At 68.2% G+C, this 22,960-nt stretch carries 17 protein-coding genes; 10 read left to right on the top strand and 7 right to left on the bottom strand.

Annotated features, from left to right (window positions below):
* Positions 1–32: 32 nt before the first annotated feature.
* From ABEA10_RS11725 to ABEA10_RS11715, 3 genes are read right to left on the bottom strand one after another with little or no spacing between them, the layout of a single operon-like run.
* Positions 33–1,610: an HAL/PAL/TAL family ammonia-lyase gene (locus tag ABEA10_RS11725; protein ID WP_345461614.1), complete on the bottom strand. Its 1,578-nt coding sequence runs from the start codon at positions 1,608–1,610 to the stop codon at positions 33–35.
* A gap of 33 nt (positions 1,611–1,643) precedes the next feature.
* Complete coding sequence (locus ABEA10_RS11720; RefSeq protein WP_345461611.1) at positions 1,644–1,859, bottom strand: hypothetical protein; 216 nt, start codon at positions 1,857–1,859, stop codon at positions 1,644–1,646.
* Entirely contained in the window at positions 1,856–2,533 is a 678-nt protein-coding gene (locus ABEA10_RS11715) for an RNA polymerase sigma factor (RefSeq protein WP_345461608.1), read from the bottom strand. Before ABEA10_RS11715 ends, ABEA10_RS11720 begins: the two co-directional genes overlap by 4 nt.
* A gap of 181 nt (positions 2,534–2,714) precedes the next feature.
* On the opposite strand from ABEA10_RS11715, the gene ABEA10_RS11710 reads away from it, so the two are divergent.
* The 3 genes from ABEA10_RS11710 (at position 2,715) to ABEA10_RS11700 (ending at position 5,033) form a co-directional block, all read left to right on the top strand.
* Positions 2,715–3,197, top strand: coding sequence for a peroxiredoxin family protein (locus ABEA10_RS11710; protein WP_345461605.1), 483 nt, complete (start codon positions 2,715–2,717; stop codon positions 3,195–3,197).
* Positions 3,198–3,355: 158 nt separating this feature from the next.
* Positions 3,356–4,135 carry an SDR family NAD(P)-dependent oxidoreductase gene (locus ABEA10_RS11705; protein WP_345461601.1) on the top strand — a complete coding sequence of 260 codons (780 nt, stop codon included), beginning with the start codon at positions 3,356–3,358 and terminating at the stop codon, positions 4,133–4,135.
* Between the two features lie 43 nt (positions 4,136–4,178).
* Positions 4,179–5,033 (top strand): haloacid dehalogenase type II, encoded by an 855-nt coding sequence (locus tag ABEA10_RS11700; RefSeq protein ID WP_345461598.1) that lies wholly within the window; start codon positions 4,179–4,181, stop codon positions 5,031–5,033.
* Here ABEA10_RS11700 and ABEA10_RS11695 read toward each other — a convergent pair.
* Both ABEA10_RS11695 and ABEA10_RS11690 read right to left on the bottom strand, forming a co-directional pair.
* Positions 4,929–5,846, bottom strand: coding sequence for an NADP-dependent oxidoreductase (locus ABEA10_RS11695; protein WP_345461595.1), 918 nt, complete (start codon positions 5,844–5,846; stop codon positions 4,929–4,931). The genes ABEA10_RS11700 and ABEA10_RS11695 overlap by 105 nt on opposite strands.
* 154 nt (positions 5,847–6,000) lie before the next feature.
* Positions 6,001–6,969, bottom strand: coding sequence for an AraC family transcriptional regulator (locus tag ABEA10_RS11690; protein ID WP_345461592.1), 969 nt, complete (start codon positions 6,967–6,969; stop codon positions 6,001–6,003).
* Positions 6,970–7,400: 431 nt separating this feature from the next.
* On the opposite strand from ABEA10_RS11690, the gene ABEA10_RS11685 reads away from it, so the two are divergent.
* The 7 genes from ABEA10_RS11685 (at position 7,401) to gnd (ending at position 20,628) form a co-directional block, all read left to right on the top strand.
* The gene (locus ABEA10_RS11685) at positions 7,401–10,445 is read left to right on the top strand and encodes a hybrid sensor histidine kinase/response regulator (RefSeq protein WP_345461589.1); all 3,045 of its coding nucleotides are present in this window, start codon (positions 7,401–7,403) and stop codon (positions 10,443–10,445) included.
* 136 nt (positions 10,446–10,581) lie between these two features.
* The gene (locus tag ABEA10_RS11680) at positions 10,582–12,006 is read left to right on the top strand and encodes a dihydrolipoyl dehydrogenase family protein (RefSeq protein WP_345461586.1); all 1,425 of its coding nucleotides are present in this window, start codon (positions 10,582–10,584) and stop codon (positions 12,004–12,006) included.
* A gap of 178 nt (positions 12,007–12,184) precedes the next feature.
* A complete protein-coding gene (locus ABEA10_RS11675) occupies positions 12,185–14,557 on the top strand; it encodes a glycoside hydrolase family 65 protein (protein ID WP_345461583.1) in 2,373 nt (790 codons plus the stop codon).
* Between the two features lie 238 nt (positions 14,558–14,795).
* Positions 14,796–16,847, top strand: coding sequence for a transketolase (gene tkt / locus ABEA10_RS11670; protein ID WP_345461580.1), 2,052 nt, complete (start codon positions 14,796–14,798; stop codon positions 16,845–16,847).
* Positions 16,844–17,917 (top strand): transaldolase, encoded by a 1,074-nt coding sequence (gene tal / locus ABEA10_RS11665; RefSeq protein WP_345461577.1) that lies wholly within the window; start codon positions 16,844–16,846, stop codon positions 17,915–17,917. The genes tkt and tal overlap by 4 nt, the downstream gene beginning before the upstream one ends.
* Before the next feature lie 23 nt (positions 17,918–17,940).
* A complete protein-coding gene (pgi, locus tag ABEA10_RS11660; RefSeq protein ID WP_345461574.1) occupies positions 17,941–19,572 on the top strand; it encodes a glucose-6-phosphate isomerase in 1,632 nt (543 codons plus the stop codon).
* Between the two features lie 39 nt (positions 19,573–19,611).
* On the top strand, positions 19,612–20,628 hold the full coding sequence (gene gnd / locus ABEA10_RS11655; protein ID WP_345461571.1) for a phosphogluconate dehydrogenase (NAD(+)-dependent, decarboxylating): 1,017 nt from the start codon (positions 19,612–19,614) through the stop codon (positions 20,626–20,628).
* A gap of 94 nt (positions 20,629–20,722) precedes the next feature.
* Here gnd and rpiA read toward each other — a convergent pair whose 3' ends face one another.
* The gene (rpiA, locus tag ABEA10_RS11650; protein ID WP_345461568.1) at positions 20,723–21,373 is read right to left on the bottom strand and encodes a ribose-5-phosphate isomerase RpiA; all 651 of its coding nucleotides are present in this window, start codon (positions 21,371–21,373) and stop codon (positions 20,723–20,725) included.
* A gap of 63 nt (positions 21,374–21,436) precedes the next feature.
* On the bottom strand, positions 21,437–22,792 hold the full coding sequence (gene zwf / locus ABEA10_RS11645) for a glucose-6-phosphate dehydrogenase (protein WP_345461565.1): 1,356 nt from the start codon (positions 22,790–22,792) through the stop codon (positions 21,437–21,439).
* Positions 22,793–22,960 lie beyond the last annotated feature (168 nt).

Genomic DNA, 22,960 nt, shown 5'->3' with positions numbered 1-22,960 from the left:
CGAGTGCCGCTCATCGGTGGTGCCCGCGAAGCTCAGCCGTTCGCCATGAGCAGGGCACGGATGGTGTCCTGCACCGTAGTGGCGGCCAGGACGTCGTGGACCACGCGTTCCACGTCGGCTCCGCACGGCCGGTCGTCGTCGAGCCGTGGGACGACCTCCCGGATCGCGTGATAAAGGAACTCAGGCCCGCGTCCCAGCACGGCCGGGGCCGCGAGGTCCACTGCCTGTGCCGCGGCCACCGCTTCCAGCGCGAGCAGATGGCGTAGCCGGCCCAGAAGTCTCCTCAGCCGCCGGGCTCCGAGTGCGGCGTTGGTCGAATCGTCTTCGACCGCGTCCGCGCCGTATCGGGGGTCCGTGCAGACCGGCGTGGACAACACGCGGATTTCGGCGACGAGCGCCTGTGCCGTCTTCGCCAGCGGCGCCAGACCTGAGCGCTCGAGGCCGTACGGCGACAGGTTCGCGGGCAGACCGCTGATGACCGGATTGAGCAGGCGTTGCATGCGTTCGGCGGAGATCGCCGCGGTCTGGGTCAGGGCAAGCGCGAGCGTGTCGAAGGCGAGGGCCAACGCCGGGGTGTGGAAGTTGCCGGACGACAGGACCTCGCCGGTGTCGGGCAGCACCAGCGGGTTGTCACCGCAGCCGTTGAGCTCCGGTTCTATGGCGGCGGTCGCGAAGCCGAGGGCCGCGTACAGCGCTCCGTGTACCTGGGCCGCGCTGCGTAGGCTGACCGGGTCCTGGACCCGCCGCGCCCGGCGTGGGTCGACGAGCTCACCACCATCGAGGAGGGCGAGCAGTTCACGCGCCGCGCGCGCCTGCCCGGGAGCCGTCCGCATCCGTTGCACCCGCGGGTCGAGCGGGCTGGTGTTGGCGCGGAAGCCCTCGAAGGTGAGCGCGGTGACCGCCTGGGCCAGAGACAGGGTGATCATCGCGTCGTGGCCGGCGAGCGCGCCATGGCCCGCCGCGAGCGGGCTCGCACCGCACAGCACCAGCCCGTCCTTGGGGCCGAGATCGGCGGGACTCAGGCCGGCGCGTCGTAGTGCCGTGGCACCGTCGAGGACCTCTCCGGACATCTCGGCGTGGCCCTCGCCGATGGCGACGAGACCGACATGGGCCATCTGTGACAGGTCGGAGGAGCCGATGGAGCCCACCTCCGGCACGACCGGGTGCACTCTCGCGTTGAGCATGCTCACAAGTAGCCGGACGACCTCCGGCTGGACGCCGCTTCCTCCGCCCGCCATACCGTTGACCCGCGCGAGGATGGCGGCCCGCACGACCTCGGCCGGCAGCGGATCGCCGACCGCGTTGGCCCGGCCGCGGACGGTGCGAACACTGAACTCGGCCAGTTCCTCGCGTGGCAGCGCATATGACGACCGGCTGCCCAGGCCCGTCGTCACGCCGTAGGCCGGTATCTGACGTTCGACGACATCGTCGACGATGGCTCGCTCGTGCGTCAGTCGCGGAGTCACCTCTGCCGCCAGAGCGACCTCGGCGCCATGCCGGGCGACCGCGACAACGTCCGCGCATGACAGTGTCCGCCCGTCGACGAGCACAATGTCGCCGTGACCGGGGTCACCATCGCCGGGGGAGGGGGTGGATCCCGGACGCGTCATGCGAATCGGCAATGGTCTCCCAATCGTCCAGGATCATCTCGTCGATACGGCGGCGAGCAGACCTTCGTAGTCGTCCACGCAGGGGTCGCAGATCCGCAGGTGGGCGGCGACGCCGGGGAAGCGTCCTTCGGGATCGCCGCCCGCGAGCCGTTCTTCCACGTAGAGGTCGAGTAGATCGAAGGTATCGGCGCAGCCCGCGTCGAGTGGATCCGTTCGCAGGAACCGCTCGAGAGATGACCAGTCGCTCATGATCGCTCCACCTCGTCGAGCGTCAGATACCCGTTGGCGACCAGGTTCGCGCGTATCTTACGCCGTGCGTCGAACAAGGCCTTGTAGAGAGCGTTGCGAGTCGTTCCCAGCTTGCCGGCCAACGCGTCCGCCGGCACGCCGCCCAGTACGAGGGCCGAGAAGATCGTGCGCTGGTATTCGGTCAGTTCCTCATCCACCGCGCGGCGCAGTGCCGAGACCAGGTCCCGCCACTCGGCCTGATCTTCCGGCCGGAGGCCGAACCGGTCAGGCAGCCGATCCCAGTCCTCTTGCTCGATCGGCCATGTCCGCCGCTGCCAGAAGTGACGTCCGATCTTGTTGGACACCTCGAGTATGACGAACTTGTAGGCCCACGTCGTGAACCGGCTGTCTCCTCGGAACTGGCGGACCTTCGCGGTGATCGCGACCAGCGCGTCCGCCGCGGCCTGGTGGGCCAGGTCGTCGAGTTCGGGTCCGTCGATGCCGAGGGCCGCCCGGCGTCTGAGCGCCTCCCGCCGGGCGGCTCGCAACAGCAGGGCGTGGAGGTCCGCGATCGCCTGTTCACGCACCGACCCCGTACCGGCCAACGCGCTCACCCAGTCACGCGAGTCCCGGTACGCGGCCTGCGGGCGCGCGCGCTCGCGTTCCGCGCTATCGGGCGGCTCCGATGGCGACATGATCCGAGCCTACGGTGCCTGGTCCGGACCGGCTCGCATCGGCCCCCGCCACGGTGGCAGATGCCGATTGATCTTACGAAACGCGAACGCCGAACGGATTCGGCGGGATCTCCAGGTAAGCCCGGCCCTCCCCGGCTGCGCTAACCGTCTATTCGGCACCACTACCGAAAGGACACCTCACATGCCGCTCCTCAACCCGGGCGACCGGTTTCCGTCGCTGACGGTCCCGTCTCTGGACGGTGGTTCACTGGCACTGCCTGACGCCCTGCGCGGCCACTTCGGCGTCATCCTGTTCTACCGGGGGCACTGGTGCCCGTACTGCAATGCGCAACTGCGCGCCTTCCAACGTGCCCTCGACACACTCACCGGACTCGACGCCAAGGTCGTCGCGCTCACCGTCGAGGACGAGGCCACAACGCGGGCCTTGGCCGACCGGCACGGCCTCACCTTCCCGATCGGGCACAGCGCCGACGCGGACGAGATCGCCGAGGCGACGGGCGCGTTCGTTAATCAGGACCCGAAGTACCTGCAGTCGACGGGCTTCGTACTCGACGGCGATGGCAAGATCATCGTCAGCGTGTACTCCAGCGGAGCCATCGGCCGACTCGTCCCCGAAGATGTGGCCGGCCTGATCCGTTACCTGCGAGAGCACGCGGCCGACTAGCCACCGGCGCACGAGACTTCGCACACGGCGCTCCAGCAGGCGGAAACGCGGCACAACGCCCGATTTCCGCCTGCGGGCTCCGTCACCACACCCGCCATGCCCACGACTCGGGACAACCCGAAGGTAAGACAGACGCGCTGTGTAGCCGCCAACCATCCATGACTACTTCGCTCAACGGCCGCACAGCGCTGGTGACCGGTGCGGGACGCGGCATCGGGCGGGCGATCGCGCTCGAACTGGCCAAGACGGGCGTCAGTGTGGCACTGGTCGCGCGCTCGCGCGACGAACTCACCGACAGCGCCGCGTCCGTCCGCGAACTCGGCGGCACGGCAATGGTGATCACGGCGGACGTCGCGGATCCGAACCAGCTCGCCCGGTGCGCGACACGCGCCCGTGACGAATTCGGGGGCGTGGACATTCTCGTCAACAACGCCGCCGTCGTGTGGCCGCTCGGTCCGAGCGCCGAGATCGATCCCGACGACTGGGCGGCCGCGATCGGCGTCAACGTCGTGGCCGTCGCCTCGCTGACCTTCGCGCTGCTACCTGCCATGCTCGAGCAGAGGTGGGGCCGAATCGTCAACATCTCCAGCGGCGTCGTCGCCCGCCCCACATCCATGATCGGCGGTAACGCCTACGTCACCGGCAAAGCGGCTCTCGAGACGCACACCGTGAACCTCGCCGCCGAACTGGCCGGCAGCGGTGTCACCGCCAACGCCTTCCGACCCGGATCGGTCGACACCGCGATGCAGGCATGGATCCGCGGTCAGGACCCGGACCGGATCGGTGCGAACCTGCACCAGCGGTTCAGCCGCTCGTACGCGGAAGGCTCTCTGATCGCCCCGGAGCGGTCGGCGAGGTCGCTGCTCGACCGGCTTCCGGGCGAGGAAACGGGGCAGATCTGGGATGTCACCGACTCCGTCTCCCATTCCAGCCCGTAATGGGCCCCTGAAGCAGACCGGCGCTCACACGAGGAGACAGGCCATGACCAAGCTGATCGCATTCGACGTCAACGAAACCCTGCTGGATCTCAGCTCTCTCGATGACGCCTTCGAGGACCTGCTGGGCTCGGCCGCCCTGCGCGGGCAGTGGTTCGCACAGATGCTCCAGCTGTCGTTCGTCGGCGGACTGACCGGCGAGTACGTGGACTTCACCACCGCACAACACGCGGCACTGCACATGCTCGCCGAACGACACGGACGTACCATCACAACCGATGAGGCCACTGCCGTGGTGAACCGGATGAGCTCGTTGCCGGCCCATCCGGAGGTCCCCGACGCCCTACGGCGGCTGCGCGCCACCGACCTCACGCTCGTCGCCTTGACGAACTCCGTCCGAACGGTCGCCGAGGCACAACTGACCAATGCCGGGATCCGCGAGCACTTCGACGAGGTCGTCTCGGCCGACGCTGTGAAGCGGCTCAAGCCGGCTCCGGAGCCCTACCTCGCGGTCGCGCGGGCATTCGGCGTCGATCCGGCGGAAGTTCGCCTGGTCGCGGCGCACTCCTGGGACGTGTCCGGAGCACTCGCCGCCGGGTGCAAGGCCGCCTTCGTCGCACGCCCCGGCATGGTGCCGAGCCCGCTCGGCGGCCGGCCCGACATCGTCGGCGCCGACATCTCCGAAGTCGTCGACCAGATCATGACGATGGACATCGAACAGCAGCGCCCCCACGACCGCGCCGCGACATGGCCGAGGAGCCTCCGTCGGCCTGGCCGAGACCTAGGCCAAGAGTCCTCACGGGCGTACGCGGATGATCGTCTTCCCTTTGCGTCGCGTGGTCGGGTTGAGGGCGGCGACGGCGTCGTCGAGGGGTGCGATGTCACCGATGTTCGTCCGTAGTCGTCCGTCCCGTACCCGCTGGACGATTTCACCCAGTTGGGCACGATCGGCCTCGACGACGAAGTCGACCGCCAGGCCGTTGGTGGGTCGTGCCTCGACCGGGCCGACGACGGACACCAGCGTTCCTCCGGCCCGGATCAGGCCTGCGGACCGCTGCTGGATGTCGCCGCCGATGACGTCGAAGACCAGGTCGACGCCGCCGATGTCTTCGAGTGCGTCGTTGTCGAGGTCGAGGAACTCATGCGCGCCGAAGTCGAGTGCCTTTTGACGGTCGGCGGCGCGTCCGGTGCCGATGACGTACGCGCCGGCCTCACGTGCGAGTTGGGTCACCATGGTCCCGACCGCGCCGGCTGCGCCGTGGGCGAGGACGGTCTGACCGGCCTGAAGGCGGCCGTGCTGGAACAGTCCCTGCCATGCGGTCAGACCTGAGATCGGCAGGGATGCGCCTACGGTGAAGTCGACGTCGCCCGGGAGCGGTGCGAGGTTGCGTGCTTCGATGGCCACGTACTCCGCAAGGGTGCCGTCGCGGTGCCAGTCGGCGAGGCCGAACACGCGTTGCCCGATGGACAGTCCGGTCGTGCCGTAGCCGAGGGCGGTGACCACTCCGGCCAGCTCGTGGCCGGGGATCGATGGTGTCTTGTCACGGCCGGCGCGATCGGTCCAGGTCGATGGCCACTCCATCTCGGTCGGGACGAAGCCCGACGCGTGAATCTGAACGATCACGTCGTTGATCGCTGCCGGCGGCTCGGGCCGCTCGGTCAGCGTCATCCCGGCCGTTCCCGCGGCCTCGTCCGTCACCACAATCGCCTTCATCGGGAAGCTCCCTCCGTCCAGTCCTCGCCGCCACACTCTGTGTGCGACTCTATGGACTGTATCGTCCAGTACAGGTCCGGTACACAGCCCCCGACTGGACGAGGGTCGCCGTCACGGGCCGCCAGGACTGTGCTGCGCCAGTCATATTTGGACGTCACGGTTCAGTTAGTTGAGGGGGCCCGTAGGCTCGCAGCGTCCTCGTGGGCTGATTGTTCGCCACGTTGCGGCGGAATCGGGCTGGGGTTGATCCGGTTGCGAGGCGGAACGCTCGGCTGAAGGCGGACTCGGAGCGATATCCGACTTCGGCGGCGACGGCGGCGACGGGGAAGTCGGTGTCGGTGAGCAGGTCGGCGGCGGTCATCAACCGGATGTGTGCGAGGAGTGCGCCGACGGTCATACCGGTGCAGTGAGAGAAATGCCGGACGAACGTGGCCCGCGACATGTTCACGATCTGCGCGAGACGCGCGATCGGCCAGTCGGCGCCGGGCTCGCGAAGGACGGCGTCGATGACGGCGCGGATTCGGTCGTCGTCGGCCGCGGTCCAGAGCGCGGCTTCGGTGAACCGCCGGTTCGTCTTCCGTAGCACCATCGCGAGTAGCGCACTGCAGAGGTGGGAGAGGACGGCGGCGGTGCCCGGCCCATCGTTCTCAGCCTCCTGTCGCAGGATCGTGCTCAGCATGCGAAGGATCTCGCTCGCGTTGCCCGACCCGGCGAAGGAGATGTGAAGGGGGTTGGGGAGGCTTCGGAAGAACATGGTGCCGGCGCCGGCGCCGTACATGTAGTAGCCGCAGAACAGGTCGATCACCGGCTCACCCGCTGGGCTGTGGAAGGTGGCGAAGTTGTCGCCTGGTGTCATCACCGCTTCCTGCGCGGGCCCGTCGCCTGTCGTATGGATCCGGTGGGCCGGGGCGCTCCACGGGAACAGGACGACATCGCCCGGCAGTAGCTCGATGGGCCGGTTCGGGAGTTCGAGCGTGCAGGTGCCCTCGACCAGCACGTGGAAGGGCGCCTCACCCTCGCCGCACGCAGGCATGTCCATGACGGTCGCGCCGGCAAGGAGGCAGCGCCGGTCCAGATTCGCCTGAACTCTCGCCATGCGAATGATCTCAGTGATCGTGTCCATGAGACGCTCGCGCGGAAAAATGAGACTTTCATGCCTTGTTCACTACATACTACACATCCGAGTCTGGAGCCATGGATGTTCCGAACCGCAGTCTGCGTGCCGATGGCCTCGTCACCGAAAAGGATCTGAGGATGAGCGCGACCGCCGGCGGGAGGGCGGCAAGCGTGTCGGATGAGACGCAGGTACACGGCGTTGACCTGGGCCCGATGCTGGCGGCGATGAAGGCGTTGCGTGACGGCGATTTCCGGCGACGACTGCCCGTCCACGACGGGAGTGCCACGGCGGAACTCTCGCTCGCGTTCAATGAGATCGCCGACCGGAGTCAACACCTCGCGGATGAACTGAACCGAGTTCAGGGTGAGGTGGTGCGTCACGGCCGCCTCGACGAGAGACTTTCGGCCGGCTCAGGCCGAGGGTCGTGGGCCGCAAGCGTGGAACGGGCGAACACGATCATCGACGCACTGGTCCGTCCCATGCTGAACGCCCAGCGTGTCGCGGACGCGGTGGCGGACGGTGACCTCACCCAGCGCATGGATCTGTGTGACGGCGGACGCCCGCTGCGTGGTGAGCTGCGTCGGTTGGGGCTCAGGACCAATCAGATGGTCGACGAGCTCTCGCTGTTCACCGGGGACATGACCAGGCTCGCCCGAGAACTCGGCACCGAGGGGCGGCTGGGCGGTCACGTCCAATTGAACGGTCTGTCGGGCAACTGGCGGGTCGCCACCGAGGCGATCAATACGATGGTGGACCGGCTTACCGCCCAGATCCGCGACATCGCAGCGGTGACCAAGGCGGTGGCCGGCGGCGACGTCACCCGCTCGGTAACCGTCGAGGCGACCGGCGAGCTTCTGGAAGTGAAGTCGACCGTCAACGCGATGGTGGATCACCTGTCGTCTTTCGCCGATGAGTTCACGCAGGTCGCCTGGGAGGTGGGCACCGAGGGACGGCTGGGCCGTCAGGCCCGGGTATGTGGCGTCTCCGGGGTCTGGCGAGACCTGACCGACAGTGTCAACTCGATGGCCGGCAATCTGATCTCGCAGGTCCGTAGCATCGCCCAGGTCGCCACCGCGGTCGCGGAAGGAGACCTCGGCAAGAAGATCGACCTCGAGGCACGCGGAGAGATCCGCGAACTCGAGACGGCCGTCAACACCGTGGTCGACACCCTGTCCTCCTTCTCTTCGGAGGTGACGCGGGTGGCGTCTGAGCTGTGCGGGGAAGGGCGGCTGGGCGGTCAGGTCCGGGTCGAGGGAGTCCACGGCACCTGGGAGCGCCTGACGACGAACGTCAACGAACTGGCCCGGACTCTGACCGATCAGGTCCGCGCGATCGCCGACGTCACGTCGGCCGTGTCGCGGGGGGACATGACCCACCAGATCACCCTCAAGGCCGACGGCGAGGTATCCGCGCTGAAGGACACCGTCAACTTCATGGTCCGCAACCTGCGCGCGAAGGACTGGGTGCAGTCCAATCTGACCCGATTGGCCACGCTGATGCAAGGTCACCGGAATCTGACGGAAATCGCCGATCTGACGTTGCGTGAGCTCGCACCGCTGGTCGACACCCGGTACGGCGCCTTCTTCCGCGCCGGCGCGGACGGCGACGGCGAGCCGATCACGCTGCCGGACGGTCAGGTGCGGCGGCTCACGCTCATCGCCGGGTACGGTCTGCCGGGAGCGGACGCCGACGCACCCACGGTGCTCCCCAAGCGGCTGGTGCGCCAGGCCGCGCTGGAGAAAAGGCCCATCCTCGTGGAAGACGCGCCGATCGGCTACGACAAGATCGGCTCGGGGCTCGGTGAGAACACCCCGGTCAGCGTCGTCATCATTCCGATCCTGTTCGAGGACAAGCTGCTCGGCGTCATCGAGCTGGCCTCGCCGGCGCGCTTCTCCGACGTGCACCTGACTTTCTGCGATCAGATCGCCAACGTGATCGGATTCGCGATCAACGCCGCCCTCGCGAACACCCGTACCGAGGTGTTGCTCGCCAACTGCCGGCGGCTGACACGGCAACTGCAACAGCGATCCGACGACCTGCAGAGGCAGCAGGTCGAGCTGCGGAACTCGAACAACGAGCTGTTGGAAAAGGCGGCCTTGCTCGCCTCGGCGTCACAGTACAAGTCGGACTTCCTGGCGAAGATGTCGCACGAGCTGCGCACACCACTGACCTCGATGCTCATCTACGCCCGACTGCTCGGTGACAACCCGCACGAGAACCTCTCCGAAGAAGAGGTGGACTTCGCCGCCCGCATTCACCGGACCGGTTCCGACCTGCTTCAGCTGATCAACGACAGCTTGGACCTGTCGAAGGTCGAGGCGGGGCGACTTGACGTACGGCCGAGGGAGTTTCCGCTGCGCAGGCTGATCCACAACGTGAGCAGCACGGTCCATCCACTCGCCCGTGACCGTGGCCTCGATTTCCGGGTCGAGGTTTCCGACGACGCGCCCGACGAGATCTGCTCGGACGAGCAGCGAGTTCAGCAGATCCTGCGCAACCTGCTGTCCAACGCGATCAAGTGCACCCCGGCCGGTTCGGTCAGCCTGCGGGTGTGGCGCACCGGTGACCCCGACAAGATCCTGGACGGGGCCCGGGACGTCATCGCCCTCACGGTGCAGGACACCGGAGTCGGCATAGCACGCGACAAGCTCGCCATGATCTTCGATGCGTTCGAGCAAACCGATCCCGCCGGCGGGAAGCACGACGGTACGGGCCTGGGCCTGTCCATCAGCCGGGAACTCGCCACACTGCTCGGTGGCCGCATCGTCGCCGAGAGCGAACCGGGCAAGGGCAGCACGTTCACGCTGTACCTTCCCATCCTCGGTCCCGGACAGGTGTCCGCCGGCGAACCGGAACGACCGGTCACCGAGGGACGCGCGGTCCCCGAGCGGCGGTCCGTCGCCATGGGCGCGGGCGACGGCAAGCGGCCGGTCACCGTTGGCGAAGCAGCGGCCGGTCCGTCAGCGAACGTGAGCCCGTTCGATGAGCGACAACCAGAATGCGCGAGGCGCCGGCTACCGGGCAAGGTTCTCGTCGTCGACGACGACGTCGGCGTCGTCGAGGCGCTGACCGCGCTTTTCGCACGAGTGGGCACTCCAGTGCTGCACGCGCCGAACGGCCAGGAGGGATTGGCACTGCTGCAGCGCACGTCCGACGTGTCACTCGTCCTGATGGACATCATGATGCCCGTGATGGACGGCTATGACGCCGTCGAGGCGATCCGTCGTGTGCCTCGCTACGCCGATCTACCGATCATCGTGCTCAGCGCGGCGGCCACCCCCGGAGGGCGCGAGAAGGCGCTGGCCCGGGGCGCCAGCGAATACCTGCAAAAGCCGATCGTCGACGTGGATCGGCTACTAAAGATCGCCCACGACCTCCTGGACGACGAGCCCCCGCCGCCAACCGTCGGGGACAACGCCGGCTACCGGGCGACGAGCGAAGCGGAGCCGCCGAACCCCGCGTCCGAGGCGCCATCCCACTGAAGGCATGACCCGATCACGCCGAGGGAATTGATCGACGGCGCCGTTTCCAGCGCTTTGCGCCGCTTTGACCGAAATAGGGGAATGGTGACTGATATGGCGGTTCATGCTGAGGCGTTGCGGGGGACGGGAGACCGGAATGGCGGAGGGGAATGACGTCTTCGATGTGATCGTGATCGGTGCGGGCCCGGTCGGCGAGACCGCCGCCGCGCGCGTCGTGCGTGGTGGGCTGACGGCGGCCGTCATCGAGGAACGACTGGTCGGCGGTGAGTGCAACTACTACGCGTGTGTGCCGAGCAAGGCGCTCCTGTGGCCGATGGAACTCGCCGCCGAGGTGGATCGGATGCCGGGGCTCGGGCTTCGCGGCCCGATCGAGGCGCCTGCGGTGTTCGACCGCCGGGACGAGGTGGTGTCCCACTTCGACGACGGCGGCTACGTGAACTGGCTGGAGAAGCTGCCGGCGACGTTCATCCGGGGCCGTGGCCGCCTGGCCGGCCCGTTGCGGGTCGATGTCGCGGGGCCGGAGGGCGGAACCCGGTCGCTGGGCGCCCGGCACGCGGTCGTACTGGCGACCGGTAGCGCGCCGACGATCCCGGATGTTCCCGGGCTGCGGGAGGCGCGTCCGTGGACGAACCGGGAGGCGACCAGCACCCGGCAGGTGCCCAAGCGGCTCATCGTGATCGGCGGCGGGCCCGTCGCGTGCGAGATGACGCAGGCGCTGCACGCCCTCGGCGCCGTCGAGAGCACCGTCCTCGTGCGCGAGGACCGCCTGCTCACCCGGACCGAGCCGTTCGCCGGTGAGCTGGTGGCCCGGTCGTTCGAGGAATCGGGCATCGACCTGCACTTCGGCCGGTCAATCGCTCGGGTCGAACGCCAGGGGACCGACGGGCCGGTGATGGTGCAGACCGATGACGGCTCGCGGTTCGAGGCCGATGAGATCCTCGTCGCCACCGGCCGCCGACTGGGAGTGCACGACATCGGCCTGGAGACGGTCGGGATGCGGCCGGACGGCCCCATCGAGGTGGATGCGACCATGCGGGCGACCGCGGTCCCCGACGGCTGGCTCTATGCGGTCGGCGATGTCAACGGGCTCAACCTGCTCACCCACATGGGCAAGTACCAGGCCCGGATCTGCGGGGACGGCATCGCGGCCCGCGCCCACGGGCGCGCGGACGACCTGCCGTCGCTCCGTGATCGCGCCGACGCCCTGGGCGCTCCGCAGGTCATCTTCACCGACCCGCAGGTGTGCGTGGTGGGACGTACGGGGGCTCAGGCGCACGCGGACGGTTTCCGCACACGCATCGTCGACTACGACATCGGCGCGGTCATCGGCGCCCAGCTGCAGGTGCCCGGGTACGTCGGGCGGGCCCGGCTGGTCGTCGACGAGGACCGCCGGGTGCTGCTCGGCGCGACCTTCGTCGGCCCCGCCGCGGCCGACCTGCTCCACGGGGCCACGATCGCGGTGACCGCCGAGATCCCGCTCGAGGAGCTCTGGCACGCCGTCCCGACGTTCCCGACCACCAGCGAGATCTGGCTCAACCTCCTGCAGGAGTACGGCCTCTGAGGCCCGCACGGCGCCCACAGCCGCAAGGACCGGTCGCGGGGCGCGTGATACCGGGGTGCGGGCGCCACGGCCGGGCCGCTTCGCCTCCGTGGCGGCGTCGATCGCACCGGGCGAGTGCGAGCGCGCGACCAGGCCGGAGCCCGCGCGGTCCCTACCGATCGGAGCTGACGGAGTCATCATGATCACGAATTCGGCATTCGCCGTAGAGCCGTGGGTGGTCCGAGAGCGCGACCTGGACATGGGCACCCTCGCGCAAACGGAGTCGGTGTTCGCGCTGTCGAACGGGCATATCGGCATGCGCGGCAACCTTGACGAAGGTGAGCCGCACGGACTGCCAGGAACCTATTTGAACTCGGTGTACGAACAGCGGCCACTGCCGTACGCGGAGGCCGGCTACGGGTATCCCGAATCCGGGCAGACGGTGGTCAACGTCACCAACGGTAAGTTGATCCGGCTCTTGGTCGACGACGAGCCCTTCGAGATCCGTTACGGCCGGCTGCACGAGCACGAGCGCCTTCTCGACCTGCGCGCCGGCACGCTGACCCGCCGGGCGCACTGGAGTGCGCCGTCCGGCTGTCCGGTGCGTGTCACCTCCACGCGGCTCGTCTCGTTCACCCAGCGAGCCGTCGCGGCGATCCGCTACGAGGTCGAAGCCCTCGGCAGCCCGGTGCGGATCGTCGTCCAATCGGAACTGGTCGCCAACGAGTCGCTGCCCGCACTGAGCGCGGACCCGCGAGCGACCGCGGTACTGGAGTCGCCGCTGGTCATGGAGGAGAACGTCACCACAGAGGACTGCGCCATCATGATCCATCGGACCCGGGTCAGCGGGCTGTCGATCGCGGCCGCCATGCAACACGACGTCGATGCCCCCGACGGCACCCACATGGACATGAGCGGCTCGGGGGATACCGGCCGCCTCACGGTGGTGACCAGGCTGGAACCCGGCCAGCGGCTACGACTGGTCAAGCTCCTGGCGTACGGCTGGTCGGCGGAGCGTTCACGGCCGGCCATGCACGACCAGGTCATGGCGGCGCTGGCCGGTGCGCGTTCGACCGGGTGGGACGGCCTGGTGAGTGAGCAGCGTGCGTTCCTCGACGATTTCTGGTCGGGCGCGGATGTGGAGATCGACGGCGATCCGCAGGTGCAGCAGGCGGTCCGCTTCGGGCTCTTCCACCTCCTGCAGGCCGGCGCGCGGACGGAACAACGGCCCATCCCGGCGAAAGGACTGACCGGCCCCGGCTACGACGGGCACACGTTCTGGGACACCGAGACCTTCGTCCTGCCGGTCCTCAGCTACACCTATCCGAGCGCGGTCGCGGACGCGCTGGACTGGAGGCGGACCACCCTTCCGCAGGCCAAGGACCGCGCCAAGCGGCTCGGACTCCGTGGGGCCGCCTTCCCCTGGCGGACGATTCATGGCGAAGAATGTTCCGGCTATTGGCCGGCCGGCACCGCTGCGTTCCACATCAACGCCGACATCGCATGCGCGGTCGCGCGGTACGTGGACGCGACGCACGACATCGAGTTCGAGCGCGAGATCGGCCTGCCGCTACTCGTGGCGACGGCCCGGCTGTGGCGCAGTCTCGGTCATCACGACGTCGGCGGCCGATTTCGCATCGACGGCGTCACGGGCCCCGACGAATACAGCGCACTGGCGGACAACAACGTCTACACCAACCTCATGGCACGGCGGAACCTGCGCGCGGCGGCCGACGCGACCGTCCGTCACCCGGACGGGGCCCAGCAGTTGGGAGTGACGGTCGACGAGACCGCGTCCTGGCGTGCCGCCGCCGACGCCACATATCTGCCGTTCGACGATCGCCTCGGCGTTCATCCGCAGAACGAGGGATTCACCGAGCACGCGCGCTGGGATTTCGCCGCCACCGAACCCGAGCAATATCCGTTGATGCTTCATTTCCCGTACTTTGAGCTTTATCGGAAGCAGGTGGTAAAGCAAGCCGACCTGGTTCTGGCCCTGTACCTTTGTGGCGAGGATTTCAAATTCGAAGACAAGGTGCGCGACTTCGCCTACTACGAGGCGCTCACCGTACGCGATTCATCGCTGTCCTCGGCCGTCCAGTCCGTGATCGCCGCCGAGATCGGCCAGCTCGACCTCGCCTACGACTACCTCGGTGAAGCCGCGCTGATGGACCTCGACGACCTGGAGCACAACACCCGGGACGGAGTGCACATCGCCTCGCTCGCCGGCGCCTGGACCGCGCTCGTCGCCGGATTCGGCGGAATGCGGGCCGGCGGCGGCCGCATCAGGTTCGACCCGCGCCTGCCGGACGGCATCACGCGGCTCGCCTTCCGGTTGTGCTATCGCGGTCGCCGACTGCAGGTCGTCGTCACCGCGGATACGACGACCTATCACCTGCTGGAGGGCGATCCGCTCTCGGTGATGCACCACGGTGAGGAATTCCTGCTCGGCGAGCAGCCGGTCACGCTCCCGACACCGGCCGCGGCGACTCCGGACTGCTGGATCCGCCAGCCCCGCGGACGCGAGCCCCTGCCACGCCGCGCCGGCGCCCTGCGGCGCCCCCGACCTTAGGACCCCATCAGCCGTCACGTAGGAATCGCCCGAAGCCTGCCCCAACTGACAAGGTTGACAACAATCGTTGAATGTGCGGTTGAAACATTTCCGTATCACCTTGACGGGATCTCTCGCCCGCGCGGGATGAAACTTCAACCACCGTTATTCGGCGTTAACTTGACGGTCCCTCGTCGGGGGACCCGGTGCCCTCTATCGGGTGATCTTCGACGGTGGTAGCGTCCGAATTGGGGGAATCATGGATGCTCTATCCATCAACACGATCCGCGGGCTGTGCCTGGACGCGGTCCAACAGGCGGAGTCGGGGCATCCGGGCACGCCGATGGATATCGCGCCGGTCGCCTACACGCTGTGGCAGCGGTTCCTGCGCTTCGATCCCGCCGATCCGATTTGGCCGAACCGTGATCGCTTCGTGCTTTCGGAGGGGCATGCGTCGGCGCTGTTGTGGTCTCTGTTGCACCTCACGGGCGTGCGTGCCGTCGATCCCGATTATGAGGTGCTCGGACGGTCCGCGGTGACGCTCGAGGACCTGAAGACCTTTCGCCGGTTGGACTCCCACGCGCCGGGCCATCCGGAGTACCGGTGGACGAGCGGGGTGGAGGCGACGACCGGACCGCTCGGCCAGGGCGTGGCGATGTCGGTGGGCATGGCGATGGCCGGGCAGTGGCTGGCGGCCCGATATAACCGGAACGGTTTTCCGATCTTCGACTTCGACGTTTACGCGATCGCGGGGGACGGCTGCATGATGGAGGGGGTCTCCTCGGAGGCCGCCTCCCTGGCAGGTCATCAGCGGCTGACCAACCTGTGCTGGATCTACGACTCCAACCGGGTGACCATCGAGGGGCGTACCGACATCGCCTTCACCGAGGACCTGGCGGCGCGTTTCATCGCCTACGGCTGGAACGTCGCGACCGTGGCCGATGCGAACGATGTGGATCAGGTGGCCCGTGCGCTGCACTCGTTCAAGGCCGAGCGCGAGCGCCCCACGCTGATCGTGGTCCACAGCCACATCGGCTACGGCTCGCCGCTGGAAGGCTCGCCGAGAGTGCACGGCGAGCCTCTGGGCGTCGAGGCGGTCAAGGCGACCAAGCGCTTCCTCGGGATGCCGGAGGACGCGGAGTTCTTCATCCCGGACGGCGTGTACGACTGGTTCGCCAAGGGAATCGGCCGGCGCGGCGCGGATGCCAGAGCCGAATGGGAGGCGCGCTTCAAGGAGTACGCGAGTGTCCATCCGGAGCCGGCCGATGAGATCGAGCGCATGCAACGCCGGGAGTTGCCGGATGGCTGGGAGGACGTGCTGCCGTCGTTCCCGCCCGACCCCAAGGGTACGGCGACGCGCGCGTCGTCCGGACAGGTGCTCAACGCGGTCGCGGAGGCCGTACCGTGGCTGCTGGGGGGTTCGGCGGACCTCGCGCCTTCGACCAAGACCCGCCTCACGTCCGACGGCGCCGGAGACTTCCAACCCGGCGAGCGCGGCGGACGCAACTTCCACTTCGGGGTCCGGGAGCACACCGCGGCCGCGATCGCGAACGGCATGGCGCTGACCAAGCTTCGCCCGTACTGGTCGGGATTCTTGATCTTCTCCGACTACGCCCGAGGCGCGATCCGGCTGTCCGCGCTGATGGAGATCCCGGTCGTGCACATCTTCACGCATGACTCGATCGGCGTCGGCGAGGACGGTCCGACGCATCAGCCGGTCGAGCAGCTCGCGTCGCTGCGGGCCATGCCCGGGCTGCTGGTCTTCCGGCCGGCCGACGCCAACGAGGTCGTCGAGGCCTGGCGGCTCATCGCGGGTCTCCGCCGGGAGCCCGCCGCTCTGGTCTTGTCCAGGCAGCCGCTTCCCACACTGGACCGGTCACGGCTGAACGGCGCGGACGGGGTGGCGAAGGGCGCCTACGTGCTCGCGGACGCCCCGAACGGGCGGGTCGATGTCATCCTGCTCGCCACCGGCTCGGAGGTGGCGCTGGCCGTCGCCGTGCGGGAGGAGCTGGCCGGCGAAGGCATCGGCGTGCGGGTGGTGAGCATGCCGTGCTGGGAGCTGTTCGAGCGGCAACCGCGTGAGTACCGCGACCGGGTGCTGCCGCCGGAGGTGACCGCCCGGGTGGGGATCGAGCAGGCGTCGACGCTGGGCTGGGACCGGTATGTGGGGCCCGAGGGCGCCGTCGTCGGCATGCACACCTTCGGCGCGTCGGCGCCCCTCAAGCAGCTGCTCTCGAAGTTCGGCTTCACTCCCGAGAAAGTGTCCGGAATAGCTCGTGAGCTGGCGATGAGGCGAAAGGAAGTCCGGTGAAACCGACCCAGACCCTGCACGAGCGCGGCCAGAGCCTCTGGCTGGACAACATCACCCGCGGCATGCTCGACTCCGGGCGAATCCGCCGCTACATCGACCGCTACGCGGTGACCGGGCTGACCTCGAACCCGTCGATCTTCGATAAGGCCATCGAGTCCGGCGACTACGACGACGCGATCCGTGCCAAGGCCGGTAAGGGACCCGCGAACGAGGACCTGTTCTTCGAGCTGGCCATCGAGGACCTTCAGCGCGCCGCCGATGAGTTCCTGCCCGTCCACGAGCGCACCGACGGCGTCGACGGATGGGTGTCGTTGGAAGTGTCGCCGCTGCTGGCCTACGACACCGCCGCCACGATCGAAGCCGCGAAGACGTTGCACCGGCAGGCCGCGCGACGCAACCTTCTCATCAAGATCCCAGGCACCACCGAGGGCTTGCCGGCGATCACCGAATGCGTGGCCTCCGGTGTTCCCATCAACGTGACGCTGCTGTTCTCCGCCGACCACTATCGGGCCGCCGCGGACGCCTACCTCACCGGATTGCAGCGCCGGGTCGACCAGGGCCTTGACCCTGCCGTGGGCTCCGTGGCCTCGGTGTTCATGTCCCGATGGGACGTGGCGGTCGCGGCCACGGTGCCCGACCACCTGAAGGACCGGCTCGCGCTCGCGGTCGGGCTGGACACCTACCGGGCGTACCGGCACTTCATGGACTCCGACCGCATGCAGCGGCTGGAGAACGCCGGCGCGCGGGTGCAGCGCCTGCTGTGGGCGAGCACGCGGACCAAGGATCCGGCAGCATCCGACACCCTGTACGTGCACGGGCTGGCCGCACCGCTCACGATCAACACCATGCCCGACAGGACGCTGGAGGCCTTCTACGACCACGGTGAGGTCGGCGCCCCGATGCCCGCCGACGGCGGTGACGCCGATGAGGTCCTCGCCCGCTTCGCCGACGCCGGCGTCGACGTCGCCGCTCTCGCCGAGAGGCTGCAACGTGAGGGCGCGGAGACGTTCGTGACGGCCTGGAACGATCTCATGACCAGAATCTCCGCACAGAGCGCCTCGCTCGTCTGACCTGATCGGAGGACACCGCACCGATGCCCGCAACCCGGCTTCGCGACCGCCCGGCCTGGCAGGCACTCGCAGGGCATCACGCGCAGATCGAGCGACGCCACCTGCGCGAGCTCTTCGCGGAAGACCCCGGGCGCGGCGAGCGTCTGTGCGCGGAGGCCGCCGGGCTCTACCTGGACTACTCCAAGAACCGGATCACCGACGAGACACTGGACCTGCTGGTCCGGCTGGCGCGCGAGTCCGAGGTTGAGCAGCGCCGGGACATGATGTTCGCCGGCAAGCCGATCAACACGTCCGAGCACAGGTCCGTGCTCCACATCGCCCTCCGCATGCCCAAGGGCGCCTCACTGACCGTGGACGGTGTCGACGTGGTCGCCCAGGTCCATGACGTGCTCGACCGGATGGCCGACTTCGCACACCGGATCCGATCCGGTGAGTGGAAGGGGCACACCGGCCGGCCGATCAGGAACATCGTCAATGTCGGCATCGGCGGCTCCGACCTGGGGCCGGTGATGGCGTACGAGGCGTTGCGTCACTACAGCGCGCGCGACATGACGTTCCGCTTCGTGTCCAACGTCGACTCGACCGATCTCGTCGAGGCGACTCGTGATCTGTCGGCGGAGGAGACGCTGTTCATCGTCTCGTCGAAGACGTTCGGCACCCTGGAGACCCTCACCAACGCTCACTCCGCCCGCGACTGGGTGGTCGGGCAACTGGGGTCGGAGGAGGCCGTGGCCCGGCATTTCGTCGCCGTGTCGACCAACGCGGAACGCGTCCGTGAGTTCGGCATCGACACCGCCAACATGTTCGGCTTCTGGGACTGGGTCGGCGGGCGCTACTCCATGGACTCGGCGATCGGCCTGTCGACCATGATCGCGATCGGCCCGGAGCGGTTCGCCGACATGCTGGCCGGATTTCACGCCATGGACGAGCACTTCCGCACTGCTCCGCTGAGCGAGAACCTTCCGGTGCTGATGGGCTTGCTGGCGGTGTGGTACGGCAACTTCTTCGGCGCGCAGAGCATCGGGGTCATGCCTTATGAGCAGTACCTCAAACGCTTCCCGGCCTATCTGCAGCAGCTGACGATGGAGTCGAACGGCAAGCGCGTCACCGTCGACGGCGTGCCGGTCGGCTACGACACCGGCCCCGTCTACTGGGGCGAGCCCGGCACCAACGGCCAGCACAGTTTCTACCAGCTCATCCACCAGGGCACGCGACTCATCCCGGTCGACCTGATCGGTTTCGGTAAGACCCTCAACCCGCTGGGTGACCACCACGACATCCTGTCGTCGAACGTCTTCGCGCAGGCGCAAGCACTGGCATTCGGCAGGACCGAGGAGGAGGTACGGGCCGAGGGCACACCACCGGACGTCGTACCCCACCGCGTGATGCCGGGCAACCGGCCGACCAACGTGCTCCTCGCCGAGAAGCTCACTCCGCGCATCCTCGGCGCGCTGGTCGCGCTCTACGAGCACAGTGTGTTCACACAGGGGACGATCTGGGGCATCGACTCATTCGACCAGTGGGGGGTCGAGCTGGGCAAGCAACTCGCCGTCCGCATCATTCCCGAGCTCACCGGCGAGACCGAACCGCGGCTCACCCACGACTCGTCGACGAACGCGCTGATCCGCCACTACCGGAGGTTGAAGCAGACCTGAGGACAACCGTTTGGGGGGACCATGGCAACGGACAGACCCATGCAGCTGGGCATGGTGGGCCTGGGCCGGATGGGCGCGAACCTCGTCCGCCGGCTGATGCGCGACGGGCACGACTGCGTCGTCTACGACGTCAACGAAAGCACGGTCGACGAACTCGAGGCGGAGGGCGCGACCGGCGCTAAATCGCTTCCCGAGCTGGTGCGCGAGCTCCGCAAGCCCCGAGCCGTGTGGCTGATGCTCCCCGCCGGCATCGTCCAGTCCACGCTCGACCAACTGGTCGAACTGCTCGACGCCGGCGACACGGTGATTGACGGCGGTAACTCCTACTACCGCGACGACATCACCCGAGCCCGCCAGCTCGCCGACAAGCAACTCCACTACATCGACTGCGGCACCTCCGGCGGAGTGTGGGGACGCGAACGCGGCTACTGCCTGATGATCGGTGGCGAGGAGCAGCCTGTGCAGCGACTGGACCCGATCTTCGCCACCATCGCGCCCGGCGCCGCGACCGCGGAACCGACGCCGGGCCGGACCCGCGACGGCACCGCTCCCCACGGCTACCTGCACTGCGGTCCGAACGGAGCCGGACACTTCGTGAAGATGGTTCACAACGGTGTCGAGTACGGAATGATGGCCGCGATCGCCGAAGGGCTCTCCATCATCAGGCACGCCGACGCGGGCAAGAAGGAACGGACCGTCGACGCCGAGACCGCGCCGCTTCGCGATCCCGAGGCCTACCAATACGAGATCGACGTCGCCGAGGTGGCGGAGGTGTGGCGCCGGGGATCGGTGATCTCCTCCTGGCTGGTCGATCTGCTGGCCGACGCGCTGGCCCGATCCCCGCAACTCGACGATTTCCAGGGGCGCGTCTCCGACTCCGGCGAAGGGCGCTGGACGCTGATCGCCGCGATCGAGGAAAGCGTGCCCGCACCGGCCATCAGCGCGGCGCTGCTCGAACGGTTCTCCTCACGCGGGCTCGGGCACTTCTCCGACGCGGCGCTTTCAGCGATGCGAGCCGAATTCGGCGGTCACGCGGAGCAAGCCGCCGGCCGGTGATCCACCAATCCGCGCCGGGGGAGTGGAGGCGGCGCGCTCGCCGGTGCTCGTTGGACAAGGACACGGGGCCCTGATGAGGCCGATCCGGAAGTCGTCACGGCCGGTCCCGCACCGTTCGCCGCTCGACCGAATCACCGCGGCCGACCAGCACGCTCGCGACGAGCCGGGGTGGAAACAGGCCGTGGCCGACGACGCCCGGAGTTGCCGACAGCCGTTCCGCCAGAGTCGCCGGGTCCTCCACCGCACCGTGATAGTCGGCCAGAATCCCACCATCCGGGCTCCTCGGCGCCGTACGCACCGCAACGGGCTCCAGTCGGCGAAGGGTGGCGGGCAGGCCGAACTCCAGCAGCTCGAGCGGGACCGGGCCGTGTAACGCGTCGACGGGCTTCCTCGAATCAGCGATCACGATGAAGCGGCTCGCCGCAGCGGCGACGATCTTCTCCCGGGTGTGCGCTCCTCCACCGCCCTTGACCAGCCAGCCGTCCGGAGCGATCTGATCCGCGCCATCGATCGTGATGTCGAGATGATCGAGGATGTCGAACGGCCGGACGTCAAGGCCCAACTCCGAAGCCGCCCGCATGGTACGCGGCGACGTCGCGACGCAGATGATCCGCAACCTCCGCCGGGCGAGGGCGGGCAGCAGGTAACGGACCGTCGACCCGGTGCCCAGACCGACGGTCATTCCGTCTTCGACGAGTTCGGCCGCGGCCTCGGCGGCCAGCCGCTTCTCCTGCTCGACGTCCACGCTTTCTCATCTCCCCGCATTCCGGAAACAGCATTCCTCGGGGAGGGGCATGACCCAGCGGGATTATGGACGGATGTTGGTGGGGATCCACTGGCCCTCGGAGGTGAGCCGGTCGGCGGTGGCCGGGCCCCACCCGCCGGGTTCGTACGGCTCTGGCGGCGTCTCGAGGTCGAGGACGGGCTCGACGATGCGCCATTGCTCTTCCACGGTGTCCTCGCGGGCGAAGTGGCGCGGGTCGCCGGCGAGCGCGTCCGTGAAGATCCGTTCGTAGGCGCTCTCCACCCGACAGGGGAAATCGACCGATACGGACGCCTCGCGTGTCGCGTCGACCTGTTCAGGATCCTTGGCGAGCAACTCGAACGTCACGCCGGGGTCGGGCGCCAGCCGGAAGCGCACGATGTTGGGGCGCGGCCGGTCGGCGTCGCCGTCCATGAACAGCATGCGTGGCGGCCGGCGGAGCCGGACGGCGATCTCGGTGCTGGTGACCGCGAGCGCCTTACCCGCCCTGATCAGGAACGGCACGTCCGCCCAGCGCCAGTTGTCGATCCACAGCCGCACCGCCGAGTACGTCTCGGTGGTCGACCCCGGGGCGACGCCGGGCGTGTCGAGATAGCCGGCGTACTGACCGCGCACGACGTCGCCAGGGTCGATCGGGCGTATCGCACACATCAACCGGCGCTTCTCGCTGCGTTCGGCCTCGGCGTCGTCGTCGGCCGGAGGATCCATGGCCAGGTATGCCAGGACCTGCAGAAGGTGGTTCTGGACGACGTCGCGGATGGCTCCCACCGCATCGTAAAAAGCCCCCCGGCCGGCGACGTCGAACGCCTCGACCATTGTGATCTCGACCCCGGCGACGTGATCGCGGTTCCAGATCGGTTCCAGCAGGCTGTTGGCGAAGCGGAAGATCATGAGGTTCTGGACCGGGTCCTTGCCGAGGAAATGATCAACCCGGAGCAGCCGTTCCTCGGGGAAGTACCGGTGCAACGTGGCATTGAGCCGACGCGCCGAGGGGAGGTCGTGGCCGAACGGCTTCTCCACCACCAGCCGACCATGGGTGTTCAGGCCCGCGGCCCCTAGTCCTTCGGCTATCGGCCCGAACAATGTGGGTGGCACGGCCAGATAGTGGACGGCGAACGCGTCGCCGATGCGCCGCGCGAGTTCGGCGTAGAGGTCCGGCCGGGTCACGTCGCCGGTCACGGGGGGCGCGAGCCTGTCGGCGAACGTGCCGAAGACGTCTTCATCGACCGATCCGCAGGCGGTGGTGACGCTGGTCCGCGCGTGCTCGCGCAAGGTCGCCGCATCCAGCGGACCGCGATCCACGCCGATGACCTGAACGTCGAGCACACCGCGGGCGGTGAGCCGATACAGCGCTGGAATGATCATTTTTTTGGCGAGATCCCCGGCGATGCCGTACAGCACCAGGACCTGCCCTCGCGGTGTGTTCATTCTGCCCCCACTCGGCCCTCGCGGCACTGTCCAGGCCTTCTGTCCTTCGAATACGCCTATGGGCGGTGCGGGTGGGTATGGACGTATTGAAGTCGTATACCGGCCGGCGGCCCAGCCGTATGCATACCCGGGACCTGGTCC

It is taken from the genome of Actinoallomurus oryzae (genome assembly GCF_039541955.1).
In the GTDB taxonomy this organism is placed as follows: Bacteria; Actinomycetota; Actinomycetes; order Streptosporangiales; family Streptosporangiaceae; genus Actinoallomurus; species Actinoallomurus oryzae.
This window is presented reverse-complemented; position numbering and strand designations above follow the sequence as displayed.